Below are 20,443 nucleotides of genomic sequence, written 5' to 3'. Positions count from 1 at the left end.
ACCGACCCCCGAGGGCAACCTCGGGGGTTTAATCTTGTTGATGAACGCAGGTCTTTTCACCGGCGTCGTCGAATCACGGGTAATCTGATCGCCCATGACGCGGTACATTTTCATCACCGGCGGCGTGGTTTCCTCGCTTGGCAAGGGTCTGGCCTCGGCGGCGCTCGGCGCGCTGCTGCAAGCGCGCGGCTACACGGTCCGTCTTCGCAAACTCGATCCCTATCTGAACGTCGATCCGGGCACGATGAGCCCGTATCAGCATGGTGAGGTCTTCGTGACCGATGACGGGGCCGAAACCGACCTCGACCTCGGCCACTACGAGCGCTTCACCGGCGTGTCGGCCAAGAAGGCCGACAACATCACGACGGGACAGATCTACAAGACGATCATCGAGAAGGAGCGCCGCGGCGATTATCTCGGCGCGACCGTCCAGGTGATTCCGCACGTCACCAACGAGATCAAGGAATTCGTCCTCTCGCCCGCCATGGACGAGACGGGCCAGAAGCCGGTCGACTTCGTGCTGGTCGAGATCGGCGGCACGGTCGGCGACATCGAGGGCCTGCCGTTCTTCGAGGCCATCCGCCAGCTGCGCCAGGACCTGCCGCGCGGCCAGAGCTGCTACGTGCACCTGACCCTGCTGCCGTTCATCAAGACGGCCGGCGAGATGAAGACCAAGCCGACCCAGCACTCGGTCAAGGAGCTGCGCTCGATCGGCATCCAGCCGGACATCCTGCTGTGCCGCTGCGAGCAGGAGATCCCGGCCGAGGAAAAGCGCAAGATCGCCCAGTTCTGCAATGTCCGCCCCAGCGCGGTCATCCAGGCGATGGACTCATCGTCCATCTACGCCGTGCCGATCGACTATCACGAGCAGGGCCTGGACGCCGAAGTCCTGGACGTCTTCGGCATGCACGAGGCTCCGGCCCCGGACCTGACGCGCTGGAAGACGATCGACAACACCGTCCAGCATCCCGACGGCGAGGTCACCATCGCCGTCGTCGGCAAATATACCGTCCTGAAGGACGCCTATAAGTCGCTGATCGAGGCCCTGCACCACGGCGGCCTGGCCAACAAGGTCAAGGTCAACCTGGACTGGGTCGAGAGCGAGACCTTCGAGGGCGACGAGGGCGCGGCCGCGGCCCGCCTGGAGAACGCCCACGCCATCATGGTGCCCGGCGGCTTCGGCGAGCGGGGCGCGGAAGGCAAGATCCGCGCGGCCCAGTTCGCTCGCGAACGCAAGGTGCCGTACTTCGGCATCTGCTTCGGCATGCAGATGGCGGTCATCGAGACCCTGCGAAACGTCGCCGGGATCAAGGACGCCAGCTCGTCCGAGTTCGGCCCCACGGAGCGCCCCGTGGTCGGCATCATGACCGAGTGGATCAAGGGCAACGAGACCGTCCAGCGGCGCGCCAACGACGATCTGGGCGGCACCATGCGCCTGGGGGCCTACGACGCGGTCCTGACGGCCGGTTCGAAGGTCGCCGAGATCTATGGCGGCACCGAGATCAGCGAGCGCCACAGGCACCGCTACGAGGTCAATATCGGCTACGCCCACCTGATGGAGGACGCGGGCCTGAAACTGACCGGCCGTTCGCCCAACGGCGTGCTGCCCGAAATCGTCGAACGCGACGACCATCCTTGGTTCATCGGGGTGCAATATCACCCGGAACTGAAGAGCCGTCCGTTCGCTCCGCACCCGCTTTTCGCCAGCTTCATCGCCGCCGCGAAGGAGCACGGACGCCTTGTCTGATGCCTTTTCCCCAGGTGCTTGCATCTGGGGAGAGATTCGGGCATAAGCCCCCGCTCACGCGGCGGCCTGGGTCGAACCCTAGTCGCCGCTCCTAATTTTCACGCTCAGCGAGCAGAGTCACTTCGATGGCCGTTCCCAAAAGAAAAACTTCGCCTTCTCGCCGGAACATGCGCCGGTCGCACCACGCCCTGGGCGCTAACTCGTTCATCGAGGACAAGGACACCGGCGAGCTGCGCCGTCCGCACCATGTCGATCTGAAGACCGGCATGTACAACGGCAAGCAGATCCTGACGCCGAAGGAAGACTAAGGTTTCCTTCCGTCACTGACGGCTTTGAAAACGCCGCCCGGTTCGCCGGGCGGCGTTTTTCGTCGTATTTTCGTCGTGCGCTCAAAAAACGGTGTTAGCCTTCCCTAAGGGAGGTACGCCCATGCTCACACGCCGGAACATCACGGCGGGACTGGGACTTTCGCTAGCCGCGCCACCGGCGCTGGCCGAAGCGATCATGCCGGTTTCGCTGACGCAGAGCCCGTCTCCGCCCAACCAGGCGCTGCCAAGCGGGACGCCGTCTAACGAGACGCCTCTGCTGATCCTGGACGCCTCCCTGGACCAGGACGCCCGCTTGACGGTGCCCGTCATGCTGAACGGGCAGGGGCCCTTCCAATTCGTCGTCGACACCGGGGCCGACCGCAGCGTCCTGACCCCGGGCCTGGCCGAGCGCCTGAATCTGCCGGCCGGACCGGACGTTATCGTCCACGGCGTTTCCGGCTCGATCCAAAGCCGAACGGCCCGGGTCGCCAGTCTGCGGACCGGTGACGCCCATCTCGCCGACGGCGTTCTTCCCGTGCTGCCCTATGACCGCGTCGGGGCCGACGGCCTCCTGGGCGTCGACATCCTGGAAGGCCGCAACGTCGTCATGGACTTCCGCAAGAAGCAGTTGGAAGTCCGCCGTAGCTCGCCGGCTCCGGAAGGCTTCAGGACGTCTCGCGAGGTCTCAGTCATGGCCGACGAGAAGTTCGGCCGCCTGACCATGGCCGACTCTCGGGTCGCAGGGGCTCGATCGCTGGCCTTCATCGATTCCGGTGGCGGTGTCAGCATCGGCAACATGGCCCTGGCTCGCGCCATCGCCGCCCGTCGCCGCCGCTCGCCGGACATCGTCCAGCAGGCTCGTTTGCTCACCGCCGGCGGCGAGATGCAACTGGGCGAGTTCCGCATCGTGCCGTCGATCACGATGGGCGACCTGCGGATCACCAACATCCCGATGGCCTTCGCCGACCTGCACATCTTCGACATCTGGTCGCTGAACGAGAAACCGGCGGCCCTGATCGGGGTCGACGTGCTGCGGCTGTTCTCGCGGGTCGAGCTGGACTTCGGCGTGGGGCGCGTGCTGTTCCGGCTGGGGCAGGGCGGCTTGGTCGCCCCGACCTTCAACGCCTGACCTTACTGGGAGCGTCCGCGGGCCATCACCTGGCGGCGGCGCTCCTCGACTCTCTCCGGCGTGACCTCGCGGTTATGGCCGCTGGAGCGTTGGTGCTCGACGGCGAGGCCATCGCCGAAGCTGCGGGCGTAGCCGTCGTCGATCAGCCCTTTATAGAACGACAGTGTTTCCACCGGGATCGAAGCCATGTCCTCGGCCAGTTTCAGCGCCGTGGGCATCAGTTCGGCCGCCGGCACGACGCGATTGACCAGCCCCCAGTCGGCGGCGGTCCTAGCGTCGAGGAAATTGCCCGTCAGGGACAGCTCCTTGGCGCGATAGAGGCCGATCAGGCGCGACAGCTTCTGAGAGAGGCCCCAGCCCGGCATGATCCCGACCCGGGCATGGGTGTCGGCGAAGCGCGCGTTCTCCGAAGCGATCAGCACATCGCAGGCCAAGGCCAGTTCGAAGCCGCCGGTGATGGCGACACCGTTGATCGCGCCGATCACCGGCTTGCGGCAGGTCTCGATGGCGCGGACGGGGTTGGAGCGGGCGTCCTGCGCATTGGCGGCGCTCATGGCGTCGGGATCGCCGCCCAGCTCCTTGAGATCGAGGCCGGCGGTGAAGGCCCGCTCGCCGGCGCCGGTCAGCACCACCACGCTGACGTCCGGATCCTGGTCCAGGGCGACCATGGCGTCGTGCAGGGCCGACCGCAGGGCCTTGGAAAGAGCGTTCATCGCCTCGGGACGATTGAGGGTGACGATGGCCACCGGGCCGTGGCGTTCGACGTCCAGCATGGGTTCCTCCCGTTTATGACCAACGATCAGTCGGCCTCCCGAGGGGAAGTCAAGTTGCGCCCGGAGCGCATGGCGGCTAAAGGCTGCCGCGCCTTTTGGCCTTGAGGAGCAGTCCATGACCGAGATCGTCGACATCATCGCCCGCGAAATTCTCGACAGCCGGGGCAACCCGACCGTCGAAGTCGACGTCGTTCTGGAAGACGGCGCGTTCGGTCGCGCCGCGGTGCCGTCGGGCGCCTCGACCGGCGCTCACGAAGCCAACGAAAAGCGCGACAGCGACAAGGCCCGCTACGGCGGCAAGGGCGTCCTGGAGGCCGTGAACGCCGTCAATGGCGAGATCTTCGACGCGCTGTCGGGCGTGGACGCCGAAGACCAGCGCCGCGTCGACAACCTGCTGATCGAACTGGACGGCACGCCGAACAAGGCCCGCCTGGGCGCCAACGCCATCCTGGGCGTCTCGCTGGCGACCGCCAAGGCCGCCGCCGAGTCGGCCGGCCTGCCGCTCTACAAGTACGTCGGCGGCGTGAACGCCCGCGTGCTGCCGACCCCGATGATGAACATCATCAACGGTGGCGCCCACGCCGACAATCCGATCGACATCCAGGAATTCATGATCCTGCCGACCGGCGCCGCGAACTTCAGCGAAGGCCTGCGCATGGGCGCGGAGATCTTCCACAGCCTGAAGAAGGCCCTGAAGGACGCCGGCCACAACACCAATGTCGGCGACGAGGGCGGCTTTGCCCCGAACCTGGCGTCGGCCGAGGCCGCGCTCGATTTCATCGTCAAGGCTGGCGAGAAGGCCGGCTACAAGGCCGGTGACGATTTCGTCCTGGGCCTGGATGTGGCCTCGACCGAGTTCTTCAAGAACGGCAAGTACGAGCTGGAAGGCGAAGGCAAGTCGCTGGATCCGGCCCAGATGGTCGACTACCTGGCCGATCTGGTCGCCAAGTTCCCGATCCTGTCGATCGAGGACGGTATGGCCGAGGACGACTTCGACGGCTGGAAGCTGCTGACCGACACCCTGGGCAAGAAGGTCCAGCTGGTCGGCGACGACCTGTTCGTGACCAACCCCAAGCGCCTGCAGATCGGCCTGGATCAGGGCCTGGCCAACTCGATCCTGGTGAAGGTCAACCAGATCGGCACGCTGTCGGAAACCATCGACGCCGTCGATCTGGCCCACCGTCACGGCTACACCAGCGTCATGAGCCACCGCTCGGGCGAGACCGAGGACTCGACGATAGCCGACCTGGCCGTCGCCCTGAACTGCGGTCAGATCAAGACCGGCTCGCTGGCCCGCTCGGACCGTACGGCCAAGTACAACCAGCTGCTCCGCATCCAGGAGATGCTGGACGATCAGGGCGTCTACGCCGGTCGCAAGGTGCTGAAGGGCCGCTAAGCCCCTCTCGCATCGCTGAAGCTAGGAAGGCGCGGTTCCCGAAAGGAGCTGCGCCTTTTGCTTTACGTACTCCAGGGACGCGTCCTTCTTCATCACCATGTAGCCGGTGATCGCGTGATAGGCGGAGCTTCCCATGGACTCGCCCTCGGGCGTCGCGCCGCCGGCCGAGTCGCCGACCTCGTCCACCGTGGGCATCACGGGACGGCCGGGCAGGGCGATATCGCCTCTGACAAGATCGGCGGTGTTGTCGGACCTCAGCTTCCAGCCGCAGCCCTCGACACGCTCCAGGCGGTCCGGCGCGAAGGCCAGGGTCAGCAGCATCAGCTTCATCTTGCCGACGGCGGCGGTCTCGGCTTGCCCCATGGCCCGAACCTGCTGTCGGGAGAGGGCGTGGCTATAGGTGATCCAGCGGTCTTCGCCTTCCCACAGCGCCTTGAAGATCGAACCGTTCATCGGCACGAGCAGCCCACCGCCGAAGTCCAGCCTGGGCGGATCGCCCTTGATCATGTCGGGCCCGCCCTTGCGACCTTTCACGATGACGGGCTCCACGGCGCGGGCCAGGGTAGGAAGGAGCAGGCCGCCAGCCACGCCCAGAAACACGTTTCGACGCGAAGTCATCGGTTTCATCCCCTTCAAGCTCCACCTCAGGATGCGCCTGATCGTGGCGATTCCGGGACCACGACAGCCCTTCTGGCGACCGTCGGTATGCTTGCCAGCGACGTTAACCCACAAATTTTCTAAAAGCTAAGCAGTGGTTTCAAACGAGACCAGTTTTCCCGCCTTCGCGGTCGCGAACTGGCTTCGGCGATGCGGCATCTAGATGCCGGTGAAACCATCTCATCTGAAAGCATCGGCGGTAAAATTCGCGAGCTGATGATAACCCTTCGCTACGCCTGGATTTAGAAGGCGTTAAGCACGATAGGCGATCCTGCGAATCCCCCTCTGGGACACTGAAATGTTCGCCCGACTGCAACCCTTCCTGCCGACTGCGGCGATCTTTTTCCTGATTTTCTACTTCGCCTTTCACGCTCTGACGGGTGATCGAGGCCTGCTGTCGATCTCGCAACGCAATGCGGACCTCGCAGCAAAAACAAAGGAACTCAGGAAGATACGTGCGGAGAGGATGGACCTGGAGGCCCGCGCTCGTCTATTACGCAGCGGCAGTCTTTCGGCTGATCTTTTGGAGGAACGCGCGCGTTCTCTCCTGGGATACGCCGATCCGAGGGACTATGTGATCCGCGTCAAGCGTTCGAGCTGACAGGTCGCCTAACTTCGGAATCGACTGCCGGTCGGCCCTGAGTCTTCGGATTCCGGATCGATCTTGACGAGACATCAGGGCTTTTCCTTCGCGGAACCGACGACTTTTTCGGCGGGAAATGCTCTCTGGACGAAGGCCGCGATGAAGATTGGCCAGGGAGATTTGAATGGCGCGTACGCGCAAGGCTGAGGCCCCTGAGGGGAAGGCGAACGACACCGGTGTCAACGCCTTCGTCGGCAAGGACGAACTCCTGAAATTCTATCAGGACATGCTGCTGATCCGACGCTTCGAGGAGCGCGCCGGCCAGCTGTACGGCATGGGCCTGATCGGCGGCTTCTGCCACCTGTACATCGGTCAGGAAGCCATCGCGGTCGGCATGCAGTCGATCTCGCAGAAGGGCGACCAGATCATCACGGGCTACCGTGACCACGGCCACATGCTGGCCGCCGGCATGGATCCCCGCGAAGTCATGGCCGAGCTGACTGGCCGCGCTGGCGGTTCGTCGCGCGGCAAGGGCGGCTCGATGCACATGTTCGACATCGAGACCGGCTTCTACGGCGGCCATGGCATCGTCGGCGCCCAGGTGGCGCTCGGCACCGGCCTGGCGCTGGCCAACAGCTACAAGGGCAATGGCAACGTCTCGTACGCCTACATGGGCGACGGCGCGGCGAACCAGGGCCAGGTGTACGAGAGCTTCAACATGGCCCAGCTGTGGAAGCTGCCGGTCGTGTACGTGATCGAGAACAACCAGTACGCCATGGGCACCAGCGTCGAGCGCGCGGCGTCCGAGACGGCCTTCCACAAGCGCGGCGTCTCGTTCCGGATCCCGGGTGAGGAAGTCGACGGCATGGACATCGTCGCCGTGCGTGAAGCCGGCGCCCGCGCCACCGAGCACGCCCGCAGCGGCCAAGGCCCCTACATCCTCGAGATGAAGACCTACCGCTATCGCGGCCACTCGATGTCGGACCCGGCCAAGTACCGCACCAAGGAGGAGGTCGACGAGGTCAAGACGACCCGCGATCCGATCGATCACATCAAGGAACGCCTGGCCAAGGCCGGCGTCACCGAGGACGACCTGAAGGGCGTCGACGCGGAAGTGAAGCGCATCGTCGCCGAAGCCGCCGAGTTCGCTCGCACGAGCCCCGAGCCTGATCCCTCGGAACTGTATACCGACGTCTACCTGGAGGCCGCTCAGTGACGGACATCCTGATGCCCGCGCTTTCCCCCACGATGGAGGAAGGCACCCTGGCCAAGTGGCTCGTCAAGGAAGGCGACACCATCAAGGCCGGCGACGTGATTGCCGAGATCGAGACCGACAAGGCGACGATGGAAGTCGAAGCCGTCGATGAAGGCGTGGTTGAAGCCATCCTGGTTCCTGCCGGCAGCGAGAACGTCAAGGTCAACACCCTGATCGCCCGCCTCAAGGGCGAGGGCGAAGCCGCGGCTCCGGCCGCTCCAGCTGCGGCTCCCGCCGCCGCTGAAGCCGCTCCGGCTCCGGTCGCCGCCGCTCCGGCCGCTGGCGGCCCGATCTCGGCCGCCTCGACCTTCGCCGATCCGGAAATTCCGGCCGGCACGGCTCTGAAGAAGATCACGGTCCGCGACGCCCTGCGTGACGCCATGGCCGAGGAAATGCGCAAGGACGACCGCGTGTTCCTGATGGGCGAGGAAGTCGCCCAGTATCAGGGCGCCTACAAGGTCAGCCGCGAGCTGCTGCAAGAGTTTGGCGACAAGCGCGTCATCGACACCCCGATCACCGAGCACGGCTTCGCCGGCATGGGCGTCGGCGCGGCGATGGCCGGCCTGAAGCCGATCGTCGAGTTCATGACCTGGAACTTCGCCATGCAGGCGATCGACCACATCATCAACTCGGCCGCCAAGACGCTGTACATGTCCGGTGGCCAGATCAAGTCGTCGATCGTGTTCCGCGGCCCGAACGGCGCGGCCTCGCGCGTCGGCGCCCAGCACAGCCAGGACTACGCCGCCTGGTACGGCAACGTCCCGGGCCTGAAGGTCATCGCACCGTACGACGCGGCCGACGCCAAGGGCCTGCTGAAGGCCGCCATCCGCGATCCGAACCCGGTTGTCTTCCTCGAACACGAGATGATGTACGGCCACGAGTTCGACATTCCGGACGTCGAGGACTGGGTCGTGCCGATCGGCAAGGCCAAGGTCCGCCGCGAAGGTACGGACGTCACCCTGGTGGCCTACAGCCGCATGGTTGGCTTCGCCCTGAAGGCGGCCGAGGAACTGGAGAAGGAGGGCATCTCGGCGGAGGTCGTCGACCTGCGCACGATCCGTCCGATGGACCACGCCACGGTCCTGGAAAGCGTCAAGAAGACCAACCGTCTGGTCACGGTCGAGGAAGGCTGGGGCCCGATGGGCGTCGGCGCCGAGATCGTCGCCCGCATCACGGAGTTCGGCTTCGACTACCTGGACGCCCCGCCGCTGCGGGTCCACCAGGAAGACGTGCCGCTGCCCTATGCGGCGAACCTGGAAGTCCTGTCGCTGCCGTCGGTCGAGAAGATCGTCAAGGCCGCCAAGACGGTCAGCTACCGCTAAGACTGGCGCGGCCCTTGCTCCCGACGAGCAGGGGCCGCATCGTCTTGGCCAACGAATGCATCCCGCTTCAAGCGGGGTATCGCGGACGCCGGCCCAGTACACCACGGGGGCCGACTACGTCCCGAACGATTGAGGAAAAAGCTCAATGTCGATCGACATCCTGATGCCCGCCCTGTCGCCCACCATGGAGGAGGGGACCCTCGCCAAGTGGCACGTCAAGGTCGGTGACACCGTCAAGGCCGGCGACGTGATCGCCGAGATCGAGACCGACAAGGCGACGATGGAAGTCGAAGCCGTCGATGAAGGCGTGATCGAAGCCATCCTGGTCGACGCCGGGACCGAGAACGTCAAGGTCAACGCCCTGATCGCCAAGCTGGCGGGCGAGGGCGACACCCCCGCGCCGGCTCCGAAGGCCGAAGCGCCCAAGGCCGCTGTCGCCGCGCCTGCCGCCGCCCCGGCTCCTGCTGCTGCCCCGGCCGCGCCCGCGCCGGCCGCTCCGGTCGCCGCTGACGGCTCGCGCGTCTTCGCCTCGCCGCTGGCCCGCCGCCTGGCCTCGGCCGCCGGCCTGGACCTGAAGAGCCTCAAGGGCACCGGCCCGCACGGCCGTGTCGTGAAGTCGGACGTCGAAGCCGCCAAGTCGGGCGGCGCGCCCGCCGCCAAGGCCGCTCCGGCTGCCGCGCCCGCCGCTGCTCCGGCCGCCGCCGCGCCGCGTCAGGTCCAGTCGCTGGAACAGCAGGGCATCCCGGCCGGCTCGTACGACCTGATCCCGCTGGACGGCATGCGCAAGACCATCGCGCGCCGCATGACGGACAGCTTCCGCGACGTGCCGCACTTCCCGCTGCAGATCGATCTGGAGATCGACGCGCTGCTGGCGGCCCGCGCCAAGATCAACAGCCTGCTGGAGAAGCAAGGCGTGAAGGTCTCGGTCAACGACATCGTCATCAAGGCCGCGGCGGTGGCCCTGAAGCGTGTGCCGGAAGCCAACGCGTCGTACACGCCGGAAGGCATCGCGATGCACCACAACGCCGACATCGCGGTGGCCGTGGCCGTCGACGGCGGCCTGATCACCCCGATCATCCGCAAGGCCGAAACCAAGGGCCTGGCCCAGATCTCGGCCGAGATGAAGGACCTGGCCCAACGCGCCAAGGACAAGAAGCTGAAGCCCGAGGAATTCCAGGGCGGCACCTTCTCGATCAGCAACCTCGGGATGTTCGGCATCAAGTCGTTCGCCTCGATCGTCAACGAGCCGCAAGGCGCGATCATGAGCGTCGGCGCGGGCGAACAGCGTCCGGTCGTCAAGAACGGTGAGATCAAGGTCGCCACGGTCATGACCGTGACCCTGACCTGCGATCACCGCGTGGTCGACGGTTCGGTCGGCGCCAAGTTCCTGGCGGCCTTCAAGCCGCTGATCGAAGAGCCGCTGACCCTGATCGTCTGATCCAGGTCGCGGTAAGGGGACGGCTATGTCGGTCTACGACTATTCGGCCAAGACGCTGGACGGCCAGGACGTGAGCCTGGCCGACTATCGCGGCCAGGTGCTGCTGATCGTGAACACCGCCAGCAAATGCGGATTCACACATCAGTACGAAGGCCTCGAGGCGCTCTTCAAGAGCCACAAGGATCGTGGTTTCACGATCCTGGCCTTCCCCTGCAACCAGTTCGGCGCTCAGGAGCCGGGAAACGCCGAGGAGATCGCGAACTTCTGCTCGCTGACCTACGACGTGACCTTCCCGGTGATGAGCAAGATCGACGTCAACGGCGCCGACGCCCATCCGCTCTACCGTTTCCTCAAGACGGAGCAGAAGGGCGTGCTGGGCACCGAGGCGATCAAGTGGAACTTCACTAAGTTCCTGATCGGCAAGGACGGCGAGGTCGTTGAGCGTTTCGCGCCCACCGTGAAGCCCGAAGACCTCAAGGTCGCGGTCGAGGCGCTGCTTTAGTTTCTCCCGGATCGGCTTGCAGGCCGATCGATCTAGGCCGTCCGGCTCTCTTTCCCGGACGACGTCCAAGCTAGGGTTAAATGAACATGTCCACGGAATTCGATGTCGTCGTCATCGGCGCCGGTCCTGGCGGCTATGTGGCCGCGATCCGCGCCAGCCAACTGGGTCTGAAGACGGCCATTGTCGAGCGCGAGAACCTGGGCGGCATCTGCCTGAACTGGGGCTGCATCCCCACCAAGGCCCTGCTGAAGTCCGGCGAGGTCTACGAACAACTCTCGCACCTGGGCGGCTACGGCCTGTCGGTGGAGAAGGCCTCGTTCGACTTCGGCAAGATCATCGAGCGCTCGCGGGGCGTGGCCAAGAACATGTCGGGCGGCATCGCCTTCCTGATGAAGAAGCACAAGGTCGAGGTCATCGAGGGCGAAGCCAAGCTGGAGAAAGGCAATCCGGCTCCGAAGCTCGTCATCGCCCTGAAGGCCGGCGGCAGCCGCACGGTCCAGGCCAAGAACGTGATCCTGGCCAGCGGCGCTCGCGCCCGCGAGATCCCGGCCATCGGCGCGGTCTCGGACGGCGACAAGATCTGGACTTATCGTGACGCCCTGGCGCCGAAGTCCATGCCCAAGTCGCTGGTCGTGATCGGCTCGGGGGCCATCGGCATCGAGTTCGCCAGCTTCTACCGCGCCCTCGGCGCCGAGGTGACCGTTGTCGAAGCCATCGACCGCATCATGCCGGTCGAGGATGAGGAGGTCTCCAAGGCCGCCCAGAAGGCATTCGAGAAGCGCGGCATCAAGTTCCGCATCGGCGCCAAGGTCAGCAAGGTCGAGAAGACTAAGGACGGCGTCTCGGTGACGGTCGACGTCGGCGGCAAGATCGAGCAACTGACGGCCGAGAAGTGCATCGTCGCGGTCGGCATCGCGCCGAACAGCGAAGGCCTGGACACCGTGGGCCTGAACCTGGATCGCGGTCACGCCGTCACCGACAAGCACTGCAAGACCAACGTCCCCGGCCTCTACGCCATCGGCGACGTCGCCGGCGCGCCCTGGCTCGCCCACAAGGCCAGCCACGAAGGCATCCACGCCGCCGAGGCCATCGCCGGCTACAAGACCCCGAACGTCAATTCGCCGATCCCGGGCTGCACCTACGCCAACCCACAGGTCGCTTCGGTCGGCTACACCGAGGCCGGCGCCAAGGCGGCGGGCATCGAGGTCAAGGCGGGCCGTTTCCCGTTCCGCGTCAACGGCAAGGCCGTGGCCGCGGGCGAGATCGAGGGCTTCGTGAAGACCGTGTTCGACGCCAAGACCGGCGCCCTGATCGGCGCCCACATGATCGGCCACGAAGTGACCGAGATGATCCAGGGCTTCGTCACCGCCATCACCCTGGAAGCCACCGAGGAAGACCTGCACGGCATCGTCTACGCCCACCCGACCATGTCGGAAGCCATGCACGAGGCCGCTCTGGACGCCTACGGACGAGTCCTGCACATCTAGGCCTCGTTTGAGGACACTGGATGGCGCGCAAGGCCGCGACGACGACGGACGACGCCCTAAACAAGGCGGGGCCGGACAAGGTGAAGCCGGCCAAGGCTCGGAAGGGATCGAAGACGACCCTTTCCGAGGCCAATCTGGCTGACCTGGGTCCCGAGCGCCTGGCCGCCATTCTGCTCGACCTGTCCAGCGACAGCCACGTCAAGCGCGTGCTGCGGCTGGAGCTGTTCGCCGAGTCCAGCGCCGAGGGGCTGGCGCTGGAGATCTCCAAGCGCCTGGCGACCATCGGCAAGTCGTCGTCGCGCATCCACTGGCGCAAGCGGCCCGCCTTCGCCCGCGATCTCGATTTGCATCGCAAGATGATCGAACGGCTGGCGGAAGACGATGCCACGGCCGCCCTCGACCTGATGCTGGACCTCCTGGACCTAGCGTCGCCGACCCTGGACCGCCTGAACCAGACCGAAGGTCCGATCAAGGACGTCTTCCTGGCCGCCCGCGACGCGATCGGCGCGATCGCCGGTAAGGCCATGCCGGAACCGATCGCTCTGGCGGAGCGAACCTCCAAACTGCTGGCGACAGACTATCATGCTCAGATGGGGCCGTTGGCCGGCGCCCTGGCCCCGGCCATGGGACCACAGGGGCAGGCCCATCTGCGACAGGTCCTGGAGACAGTCCTGGCGGTCAACGCCAAGCGGCTCCGAGGCCCCGACCCAATGGCGGCCGTCTACAAGGACGCCCTGCGCCGTCTGGCCGACGCTAGCGGCGATGTCGACGCCTTCGAAGCCACCTTCCCGCCCGACCTGCGCCGTACGCCCCTGGTCTCGGCCGAGATCGCCCGCCGGCTCCTGGAAGCGGGGCGAGCCGAGGACGCCCTGGCCACCCTCCACGCCGGCGCGCCGAGCGAGCAGGGCGGTCGCCACCAGAGCTCGCTGGACGAACGCACGGCCTGGGAAGAAACGATGCTCGACGTCCTGGAGGCGACGGGCCATCACGACGAGGCCCAGAAGCGCCGTTGGGCCGAGTTCGAGCGAACGCTCTCGATCCCGCGCCTGAGAACCTACCTCAAGGGTCTGCCGGACTTCGACGATGTCGAGGCCGAGGACCAGGCCAAGGCCGTCGCCAAGCGCTTTCCGCGCTTCGACACAGCGCTTGCGTTCCTGGTCTCTTGGCCCGACCTGGCGGCGGCTTCCCGCCTGGTGCAGACGCGCTCCGGCGAGATCAACGGCGCCGACGACACCTTGATGGCGGAAGCGGCGCGCCGTTTGGAAGGCGCCTATCCGCTGGCGGCGACGCTGCTGCTGCGCGCGTCGATCCAGTACGTGCTGACCTATGGCGTCGCCGCGCGCTATGCCGAGGCGGCGCGACAATTGCTGGAGGCGGAGTCGCTATCGGTGATGATCGGAGACTTCGGCGAGTATCCTGACCACGCGGCCTTCGTCGCCGACCTGCGGGCCATGCACAGCCGCAAGCAGGGCTTCCGCACGGAGCTGGAAGCCCTGGGCGGGACCTTCTAGGGGCGCTTCCGCACCTGGGCGTCGAGGCTCCACTCGCCGGGGCCCTGGAACACCAGATAGAGGAAGACAAAGCAGAACAGGATCGCCCCATCGCCGCCGTTCAGGGCGGGCCAGAAGCTCTTGCTGCCATGCGCCAGGAAGTAGGCGACGGCCATCTGGCCCGACAGGATGAACGCCACCGGCCGGGTGAACAGGCCCACCGCGACCAGGCCGCCGCCCACAACCTCGAGCAGCGCTGCCGCCAGCAGGAGCGGCGGAAGCGGATCGGGCGCGCCGGGCTGGGCGGCCGGGAAATGGATGAGCTTCATCAGGCCATGCTCCATGAAGAGCAGGGCGGTGATGATACGAAGCAGGCTGAGCACACGCGGCGCCCACGAGACGAGACGGTCCATTCTTTTTCCCTCCTTGATGCGAACGCAGGGAGCCCTTCGCGGCTCGACGCTTACTCGAAGGCTTAGAAAAAGGATCGCCGCCAGACGCCTAGGCCGCTTCGCTGTCGGCCATGCGCTGGATGGCGACATAGTCGGTCTTGCCGCTGCCCAGCACCGGAACTTCCTGCACCTTGAGGATCTTGCGCGGCACGGCCAACTCAGGCGCGCCAATGCTTTGGGCGTGCGCCACCAGGGAGGTGACGGCGGCGCTCTGGCAGTCGGTGACCAGGACCAGCTTCTCGCCCTTCTTCTTGTCGGGCATCGAGATCACGGCGTGGCGACCATCGGGCCACACGGCCGAGGCCAGGTCCTCGGCGGCGGTCAGGGAGACCATCTCGCCGCCGATCTTGGCGAAGCGCTTCACGCGGCCCTTGATGGTGATCCAGAGATCGTCGGTGATTGTGACCACGTCGCCCGTGTCATGCCAGCCGCCCTCGGGAGCGTCGACGCCGCCGTCCTCACGGAGGTAGCCGGCCATGATGTTGGGACCACGGACCAGCAGGCGACCGCCCCCGGGGATGCCTTCGACGGGTTCGATCTTCCAGTCCTGGCCGGGCAGTAGGCCGCCGACCGTGCCGCGACGGTTGTCGTCGGGCTTGTTCACCGCAATGACCGGCGAGGCCTCGGTCGCGCCGTAGCCTTCCAGCACCGGCACCGGACCGAATTTCTCGGCGATCAGGTTGTGGGTCTCGTCCCGGACCTTCTCGGCGCCGCAGACGATGAACCGAAGGCCCGACAGCTCGTCGCCGTCGGACGCCCGGGCATAGTGGTTCAGGAAGGTGTCGGTCGCGAACAGCACCGAGGCCTTGGTGTCCTTGACCAGCGGCGGGATCTGCTTGGTGTGCAGGGGCGACGGATACTGGAACGCCTTCATGCCCTTCAGCAGAGGCAGGATGACCCCGCCCGTCAGGCCGAAGCAGTGGAAAACGGGTAGCGGATTGAAGAACACCCAGTCCGGATCGAGATCGATGTGGGCGGCGACCTGCACGGCGTTGGACACCAGGTTCGCCTGGGTCAGCACCACGCCCCGCGGCGCGCCGAAGCTGCCTGAGGTGAACAGCACCACACCCTTGTCCGACGGCTTGGCGTGAGCGCGGAACTGGCGCGGAAACAGACCGGCGGCCGCGGCGAACAGCTTGTCGGGCAGACCGATCGTGCCGCGCACGTCCTCGAGATAGACCACCTTGGCCTTGGTCTCGATGGCGTCGATGACGTCGTGAAGCTTGCCCAGTTCGATGAACTTGTGAGCCGTCAGCACGATCTTCACGTCGGCCAACTGGCAGGCGGCCTTCAGGTTCCGCAGCCCGGCCGTGAAGTTCAGCATGGTCGGCACGCGGCCGAAGGCATGCAGGGCGAAGAAGGTCACCACGGCGCCCGAGCCCGAGGGCAGCAGCACGCCGACGTGCTCGCCCGCCTTGGTCATGGCGGCGATCTTGCGGCCGAGTGCGAAGCTGGCGCGGATCAGGTCCGTATAGGAAAGCGGGTTGCGGTCCTGATCTTCCAGGATCGGTTTTTTGGCCCCGTACTTGTCGCGAGCGTCGATAAGGGCGTCGAAGAGAGGCTTTTGGCCGTCTCGCGCGTCGTAAGCTACCGGCATCCCGGCGAAACCTCCCCGAAGAGCACTAGGCGCTCTCGTCGTTAAACGCCGAGTCTGCCGGGGAAGGTCCAGCTTTGCAAGAAAGAGTCACAAGCCGTGAGTTTCAGCCCTTGCGGCGCTGGGTTCGGGCGTCGATCCGGGCGCGGGTAAAGTCGACGATCGCGGTCAGCCAGGCCTGGCGTACGGCGTCCGATTCCATGTGCAGATCGTGGCCAGCGTCGCGGTAGCGGGTCTCCGTGCAATCGGCCATGGCCTTGCACAGGCGCGTTTGTGGGCCGGCCGTGACCACGCGGTCCTTGCCGGCGTCCAGCATCAGGGTCGGAACCGCGGTGCGCCGGATATCCTGCGCCGCCGCTTCAGAGCTGTCGAAAAAGGCCGCGAACCAGCCGAGGCTCCGGCCGCCCATGCGCAAGTCGGGATTGGCCAGCATCCACGCGGCCTGGACCTTGCCGCGTTCGGGATCGTGGGTGAGGCCGGACTTGAGGCCATCCGGTCCCTCGCGCCGCCAGCCGGTCTGGTCGGGCGTACGCATCCAGCCCAGCCTCAAGGCCCGAATCGCCGGCGTGAACCTGGCGAAATCGGCGCGGGAGCGGGGCAGAGCGGTCAGGCCGAACGCCGGCGAGGATAGGACCAGCCCGTCCATCGCCACGCCTTTCTGGGCGGCGCGCAGGGCGACCAGGCCGCCTTCCGAATGGCCGATCACCACCAGCGGCGCATTGCCCCCCGGACGGATCACGCCGTTGATCATGGCGCGTACGACCTCGACGTCCGGATCGAAGCTGTCGACGTGGCCAAGGTCGCGCCAAGGCGTCGCTCGCTCGGACCCGCCCTGGCCCTGGCGCTCCAGCACCCAGACCGTGAAGCCCTGCGCCGTGAGATGGGTGACGGTCTCGAACCAAGCCTCGGCGCTTTCGCCATAGCCGGTCAGGATCAGGACCGTGGCCCGCGACGTCACGGGCGGCGCGGCGACGCCGTAGCGTTGGGTCAAACCCTCGCCGCTGCGGACAAAACCCCAGGCCCAGCCTTGCGGCGGATAGAAGCGGGCGCCCAGGGCGGGCGGCGTCCGCGTGTCGGCGAAAGGCGCGCGCGAGGTCCCGTCGCCACAGGCGGAAACGGCCACGATCGGGCTTAGGGCCAGGGCGATAGCGAGGAGGCGGCGACGCATACTTGACCACTCATTTCGCGCGTCGCGCCCATAAGCAAGATCAAGCGCTTGATCCGGAGGCCAAGAAGACCGATTTAGGCGCCATGGCCACGGTGATCGACACCCTGAAGGCTCGCGGCTCGGAAGACCGAGCGGTGCGCCATCCCGAAAAGCAGAACCGCCCCGACACGCCGGTGCTCCGCAAGCCTGAATGGCTGCGCGTCCGCGCGCCGGGTTCGGGTCAGTATAACGAGACCAAGGGCATCGTGCGCGAGCACAAGCTGACCACGGTCTGCGAGGAAGCGGCCTGCCCGAACATCGGCGAGTGCTGGAGCCAGAAGCACGCGACCATGATGATCATGGGCGAGATCTGCACCCGCGCCTGCGCCTTCTGCAACGTCACCACCGGCCTGCCGACCCAGCTGGATCCCGACGAGCCGCGCCGCGTGGCCGAGGCCGTCGCCAAGATGGGCCTCAAGCACGTCGTCATCACCTCGGTGGACCGCGACGATCTGCTGGATGGCGGCGCCCGTCACTTCGCCGAGGTGGTCACGGCCATCCGCGCGGCGACCCCGACCACGACCATCGAGATCCTGACGCCTGACTTCCTGCGCAAGGACAATGCCGAGAACGTGGTGATCGACTCCAGGCCGGACGTCTTCAACCACAACCTCGAAACCGTGCCGCGGCTCTATCTGAAGATCCGTCCCGGCGCCCGCTACTACAACTCCCTGCGCCTGCTGGACCGCGTGAAGCAGCGCGATCCCTCCCAGTTCACCAAGTCCGGCCTGATGGTTGGCCTGGGTGAGACCAAGGAGGAGGTCATGCAGGTGATGGACGACATGCGCTCGGCCGGCGTCGACTTCATCACCATCGGTCAATACCTGCAGCCGACCCGCAAGCACGCCGCTATCGACCGCTTCGTGACGCCGGAAGAGTTCAAGGCCTATGAGGCGATCGCCCGGGCCAAGGGCTTCCTGATGGTCTCCTCCAGCCCGCTGACCCGCTCGTCGCACCATGCGGGCGAGGACTTCGCCAAGCTGCAGGCGGCGCGTCGCGCCCTCGACGCCCGCACGGCGTAACCGCCGTGCATCGTCACGTGGTCACGCGCGTGCTGCCGTACGCGCCGGAGCAGTTGTTCGAGCTGGTCGGCGACGTCGAGGCCTATCCGAAGTTCGTGCCGTGGATCACCGCCATGCGCACCTGGAACGGCCGTGTCGACGGCGCCGTCAGCACGGTCGACGCCGAGGCCCAGGTCGGCTTCTCGTTCCTGCGCGAGAAGTTCGCCACCCGGGTGCGTCGTGACCGCGATGCGCTGAGCATCGACGTCAACCTGCTCTATGGCCCCTTCAAGCGGCTCTCGAACGGCTGGCGGTTCGTCGCCGAGGGCGAGGTGACGCGAGTCGAGTTCGTGATCGACTTCGCCTTCAAGGCCGCCTTGCTGGACAAGATGCTGGCCGCCAATATCGACAAGGCTGCCAACAAGCTGATTGCCTGCTTCGAGGACCGTGCGAAGCAGGTCTATGGCGTGAAGGCCTAGTCCTTCTTTTCAGCGACTTCCTCGATCCGCTCCTCGAAGTCGCCGAGGTTGGCGAACAGGTTCTCGATCGCGAAGACCAGGCCGAAAACCCGCGCGGCGTCATCGAATTCCAGATCGCGGGTGACGCCCTTCTCGCGCAGGCCTTCCACGCAGGTCTGGAACGCCTGATGCGCCTCGGCGAAGGCGATGCGGTCCGGCCGCGCGCCGCCGGCCAGCAGGTCGGCCGTGGCCCTCAGGAACCGCGCGCTAGCTTCGAGCATATCGGCGGCTGCGGGCGCCAGGTCGGCGGCGGGCAGGAGCTCGCGCAGGGTGCGACCGACCATCACCGTGTCGTTGCGCAACCGCCAGAGCGTGCGGGGGATGGCCTCCGACACGGATCGCTCACTGAGCTTGCTGGCGTTCTCGCGATCGGCCTCGGTAATGGAGGTCTGCAGCTTGGCCAGCGCCGCACGCAGGTCGTCCTGGGCCTTCAGGTAGTCGGTCGGCCCCGGCGTACCGCGCAGCATGAGGATGTAGCTGTCGATGATATGGGCCTGCAGGCCGGCGATCTTCTGGACGCTGGTCACCACCGACGTGTGGGCGCGAGCCGGGAAAATCAGCAGGGTGGCCGCGACGCCGACGAGGCTGCCGACCGTGATCTCGGCGACCCGCAAGCTGGCGGCGATCAGCGGATCCATGTGGGTCGTCTGGCCGATCAGCATGATCACGGCGGTGACCGGCGCCACCTTCAGCGCCGGCCGCACCGAGACCACAAACGCCAGCAGCGCCACGGTCACGCACAGGATCAGCCCGCCAAACTCGGGCCACTTGGTATGGAAATAGGCCGCCCCAGCGCCCGCCAGGGCCCCGACGACGGTGCCCATGAACCGTTCGATCGAGGCGGTGATGGTCGCGCCCAGGCTGGACTGCACCACGATGACAGCCGTGAACACCGCCCAGTAGCCCTGGGGCAGACGCAATAGCGTGGCCAGGGCAAACGCCGCGCCGACGGCGGCGGAGACGCGGATGGCGTGGCGGATTTCGGTCTTGCGGGCGGCCGCGGCCTTCAGCGCTCGCTGCGAGAGGTTGACGCCGGCGAAGCGTCTCCAGTCGCTGGGCGCGGTCTCCGGCACTAGGCCACCGCCTCGCGAAGCATTTCCAGAGCGGTTCTCACCGCCGCCAACTGCACGGCCTCTCGTGTCTCGCCCTCGAACCGCTCGTGCCGGTGAACGACCGAACGATTGGCGCGGGCAACAGCGAAATGGACCGTGCCGACGGGCTTCATCGGCGTGCCGCCACCGGGGCCAGCGACGCCAGTGATCGCCACCGCGACATGGCTATTGCTCTCACGCAGCGCGCCCTCGGCCATCATCCGCGCCACGGGCTCGGAGACGGCGCCATGGTCGGCGATCAGGTCGCCCGGCACGCCCAGCATCTCGGACTTGGCGCGGTTGGTGTAGGTGACGAAGCCTCGCTCGAAGATGTCGGACGCCCCCGAGATCGAGCAGATCGCGCCAGCCACCAGGCCGCCGGTGCAGCTCTCGGCCGCCACGACCCGCAGCGACTTGCTCCGCGCTTCGTCGATCAGCAGCCTAGCCAGGGTCTGGATTTCCAGCGGGAACATCGCGGTCTCCGGATTCGCGG

Annotated in this window: 20 protein-coding genes; 13 read left to right on the top strand and 7 right to left on the bottom strand. The window is 66.3% G+C overall.

What is annotated here, in order from left to right; all coding sequences use genetic code 11:
* Positions 1-94: 94 nt before the first annotated feature.
* The 3 genes from pyrG to AC07NN_RS08555 all read left to right on the top strand — a co-directional run bounded on the left by pyrG (position 95) and on the right by AC07NN_RS08555 (position 3,184).
* Positions 95-1,747, top strand: a complete 1,653-nt coding sequence (pyrG, locus tag AC07NN_RS08565) for a CTP synthase (RefSeq protein ID WP_494639577.1) — start codon at positions 95-97, stop codon at positions 1,745-1,747.
* A 125-nt stretch (positions 1,748-1,872) separates the two neighbouring features.
* A complete protein-coding gene (rpmF, locus tag AC07NN_RS08560; protein WP_010919589.1) occupies positions 1,873-2,055 on the top strand; it encodes a 50S ribosomal protein L32 in 183 nt (60 codons plus the stop codon).
* Between the two features lie 121 nt (positions 2,056-2,176).
* Positions 2,177-3,184 (top strand): retropepsin-like aspartic protease, encoded by a 1,008-nt coding sequence (locus AC07NN_RS08555; RefSeq protein WP_494639575.1) that lies wholly within the window; start codon positions 2,177-2,179, stop codon positions 3,182-3,184.
* A gap of 2 nt (positions 3,185-3,186) precedes the next feature.
* Here the strand turns inward: AC07NN_RS08555 and AC07NN_RS08550 are convergent, their stop codons facing one another.
* Positions 3,187-3,957 (bottom strand): enoyl-CoA hydratase, encoded by a 771-nt coding sequence (locus tag AC07NN_RS08550; RefSeq protein WP_494639572.1) that lies wholly within the window; start codon positions 3,955-3,957, stop codon positions 3,187-3,189.
* Between the two features lie 115 nt (positions 3,958-4,072).
* On the opposite strand from AC07NN_RS08550, the gene eno reads away from it, so the two are divergent.
* Positions 4,073-5,353, top strand: a complete 1,281-nt coding sequence (gene eno, locus AC07NN_RS08545; RefSeq protein WP_494639562.1) for a phosphopyruvate hydratase — start codon at positions 4,073-4,075, stop codon at positions 5,351-5,353.
* A 21-nt stretch (positions 5,354-5,374) separates the two neighbouring features.
* Here the strand turns inward: eno and AC07NN_RS08540 are convergent, their stop codons facing one another.
* Positions 5,375-5,971, bottom strand: a complete 597-nt coding sequence (locus tag AC07NN_RS08540; protein WP_494639558.1) for a hypothetical protein — start codon at positions 5,969-5,971, stop codon at positions 5,375-5,377.
* Positions 5,972-6,308: 337 nt separating this feature from the next.
* Here AC07NN_RS08540 and AC07NN_RS08535 point away from each other — a divergent pair, with 337 nt between their 5' ends.
* From AC07NN_RS08535 to AC07NN_RS08505, 7 genes are all read left to right on the top strand, one after another.
* The gene (locus AC07NN_RS08535; protein ID WP_013079094.1) at positions 6,309-6,611 is read left to right on the top strand and encodes an FtsB family cell division protein; all 303 of its coding nucleotides are present in this window, start codon (positions 6,309-6,311) and stop codon (positions 6,609-6,611) included.
* Positions 6,612-6,777: 166 nt separating this feature from the next.
* Positions 6,778-7,809: a pyruvate dehydrogenase (acetyl-transferring) E1 component subunit alpha gene (pdhA, locus tag AC07NN_RS08530; RefSeq protein WP_494639552.1), complete on the top strand. Its 1,032-nt coding sequence runs from the start codon at positions 6,778-6,780 to the stop codon at positions 7,807-7,809.
* On the top strand, positions 7,806-9,170 hold the full coding sequence (locus tag AC07NN_RS08525; RefSeq protein WP_494639546.1) for a pyruvate dehydrogenase complex E1 component subunit beta: 1,365 nt from the start codon (positions 7,806-7,808) through the stop codon (positions 9,168-9,170). The genes pdhA and AC07NN_RS08525 overlap by 4 nt, the downstream gene beginning before the upstream one ends.
* Before the next feature lie 145 nt (positions 9,171-9,315).
* On the top strand, positions 9,316-10,608 hold the full coding sequence (locus AC07NN_RS08520; protein WP_494639541.1) for a pyruvate dehydrogenase complex dihydrolipoamide acetyltransferase: 1,293 nt from the start codon (positions 9,316-9,318) through the stop codon (positions 10,606-10,608).
* Positions 10,609-10,633: 25 nt separating this feature from the next.
* A complete protein-coding gene (locus AC07NN_RS08515; RefSeq protein WP_494639535.1) occupies positions 10,634-11,110 on the top strand; it encodes a glutathione peroxidase in 477 nt (158 codons plus the stop codon).
* A gap of 86 nt (positions 11,111-11,196) precedes the next feature.
* On the top strand, positions 11,197-12,597 hold the full coding sequence (lpdA, locus tag AC07NN_RS08510; protein ID WP_494639532.1) for a dihydrolipoyl dehydrogenase: 1,401 nt from the start codon (positions 11,197-11,199) through the stop codon (positions 12,595-12,597).
* Between the two features lie 20 nt (positions 12,598-12,617).
* Positions 12,618-14,108: a DUF6880 family protein gene (locus AC07NN_RS08505; RefSeq protein ID WP_494639528.1), complete on the top strand. Its 1,491-nt coding sequence runs from the start codon at positions 12,618-12,620 to the stop codon at positions 14,106-14,108.
* On the opposite strand, the gene AC07NN_RS08500 is transcribed toward AC07NN_RS08505, so the two are convergent.
* From AC07NN_RS08500 to AC07NN_RS08490, 3 genes are all read right to left on the bottom strand, one after another.
* Positions 14,105-14,500: a DoxX family protein gene (locus tag AC07NN_RS08500; protein ID WP_494639525.1), complete on the bottom strand. Its 396-nt coding sequence runs from the start codon at positions 14,498-14,500 to the stop codon at positions 14,105-14,107. The two genes, AC07NN_RS08505 and AC07NN_RS08500, sit on opposite strands and share 4 nt — an antisense overlap.
* Positions 14,501-14,588: 88 nt before the next feature.
* The gene (locus AC07NN_RS08495; protein ID WP_494639521.1) at positions 14,589-16,136 is read right to left on the bottom strand and encodes an AMP-binding protein; all 1,548 of its coding nucleotides are present in this window, start codon (positions 16,134-16,136) and stop codon (positions 14,589-14,591) included.
* Between the two features lie 103 nt (positions 16,137-16,239).
* Positions 16,240-17,301 (bottom strand): alpha/beta fold hydrolase, encoded by a 1,062-nt coding sequence (locus AC07NN_RS08490; RefSeq protein ID WP_494639516.1) that lies wholly within the window; start codon positions 17,299-17,301, stop codon positions 16,240-16,242.
* Between the two features lie 83 nt (positions 17,302-17,384).
* On the opposite strand from AC07NN_RS08490, the gene lipA reads away from it, so the two are divergent.
* Together lipA and AC07NN_RS08480 are read left to right on the top strand one after the other, a co-directional pair.
* Positions 17,385-18,362, top strand: a complete 978-nt coding sequence (gene lipA, locus AC07NN_RS08485; protein WP_494639512.1) for a lipoyl synthase — start codon at positions 17,385-17,387, stop codon at positions 18,360-18,362.
* 5 nt (positions 18,363-18,367) lie between these two features.
* Positions 18,368-18,820 (top strand): type II toxin-antitoxin system RatA family toxin, encoded by a 453-nt coding sequence (locus AC07NN_RS08480; protein WP_494639507.1) that lies wholly within the window; start codon positions 18,368-18,370, stop codon positions 18,818-18,820.
* Here AC07NN_RS08480 and AC07NN_RS08475 read toward each other — a convergent pair.
* Both AC07NN_RS08475 and AC07NN_RS08470 read right to left on the bottom strand, forming a co-directional pair.
* Positions 18,817-19,932 carry an FUSC family protein gene (locus tag AC07NN_RS08475; protein WP_494639503.1) on the bottom strand — a complete coding sequence of 372 codons (1,116 nt, stop codon included), beginning with the start codon at positions 19,930-19,932 and terminating at the stop codon, positions 18,817-18,819. The genes AC07NN_RS08480 and AC07NN_RS08475 overlap by 4 nt on opposite strands.
* Entirely contained in the window at positions 19,932-20,423 is a 492-nt protein-coding gene (locus tag AC07NN_RS08470; RefSeq protein ID WP_494639498.1) for a CinA family protein, read from the bottom strand. Before AC07NN_RS08470 ends, AC07NN_RS08475 begins: the two co-directional genes overlap by 1 nt.
* Positions 20,424-20,443 lie beyond the last annotated feature (20 nt).

Source organism: Caulobacter sp. GW821-FHT09H08 (genome assembly GCF_059415885.1).
This window is presented reverse-complemented; position numbering and strand designations above follow the sequence as displayed.

Bases quoted from the DNA above. Each gene is read 5' to 3' on its own strand.
- lipA (WP_494639512.1), top strand. From the start codon at position 17,385: ATGGCCACGGTGATCGACACCCTGAAGGCTCGCGGCTCGGAAGACCGA.
- rpmF (WP_010919589.1), top strand. From the start codon at position 1,873: ATGGCCGTTCCCAAAAGAAAAACTTCGCCTTCTCGCCGGAACATGCGC.
- AC07NN_RS08505 (WP_494639528.1), top strand. From the start codon at position 12,618: ATGGCGCGCAAGGCCGCGACGACGACGGACGACGCCCTAAACAAGGCG.
- eno (WP_494639562.1), top strand. From the start codon at position 4,073: ATGACCGAGATCGTCGACATCATCGCCCGCGAAATTCTCGACAGCCGG.
- AC07NN_RS08495 (WP_494639521.1), bottom strand. From the start codon at position 16,136: ATGCCGGTAGCTTACGACGCGCGAGACGGCCAAAAGCCTCTCTTCGAC.
- pyrG (WP_494639577.1), top strand. From the start codon at position 95: ATGACGCGGTACATTTTCATCACCGGCGGCGTGGTTTCCTCGCTTGGC.
- pdhA (WP_494639552.1), top strand. From the start codon at position 6,778: ATGGCGCGTACGCGCAAGGCTGAGGCCCCTGAGGGGAAGGCGAACGAC.
- AC07NN_RS08490 (WP_494639516.1), bottom strand. From the start codon at position 17,301: ATGCGTCGCCGCCTCCTCGCTATCGCCCTGGCCCTAAGCCCGATCGTG.
- AC07NN_RS08550 (WP_494639572.1), bottom strand. From the start codon at position 3,957: ATGCTGGACGTCGAACGCCACGGCCCGGTGGCCATCGTCACCCTCAAT.
- AC07NN_RS08470 (WP_494639498.1), bottom strand. From the start codon at position 20,423: ATGTTCCCGCTGGAAATCCAGACCCTGGCTAGGCTGCTGATCGACGAA.
- AC07NN_RS08535 (WP_013079094.1), top strand. From the start codon at position 6,309: ATGTTCGCCCGACTGCAACCCTTCCTGCCGACTGCGGCGATCTTTTTC.
- AC07NN_RS08515 (WP_494639535.1), top strand. From the start codon at position 10,634: ATGTCGGTCTACGACTATTCGGCCAAGACGCTGGACGGCCAGGACGTG.
- AC07NN_RS08520 (WP_494639541.1), top strand. From the start codon at position 9,316: ATGTCGATCGACATCCTGATGCCCGCCCTGTCGCCCACCATGGAGGAG.
- AC07NN_RS08540 (WP_494639558.1), bottom strand. From the start codon at position 5,971: ATGACTTCGCGTCGAAACGTGTTTCTGGGCGTGGCTGGCGGCCTGCTC.
- AC07NN_RS08555 (WP_494639575.1), top strand. From the start codon at position 2,177: ATGCTCACACGCCGGAACATCACGGCGGGACTGGGACTTTCGCTAGCC.
- AC07NN_RS08500 (WP_494639525.1), bottom strand. From the start codon at position 14,500: ATGGACCGTCTCGTCTCGTGGGCGCCGCGTGTGCTCAGCCTGCTTCGT.
- lpdA (WP_494639532.1), top strand. From the start codon at position 11,197: ATGTCCACGGAATTCGATGTCGTCGTCATCGGCGCCGGTCCTGGCGGC.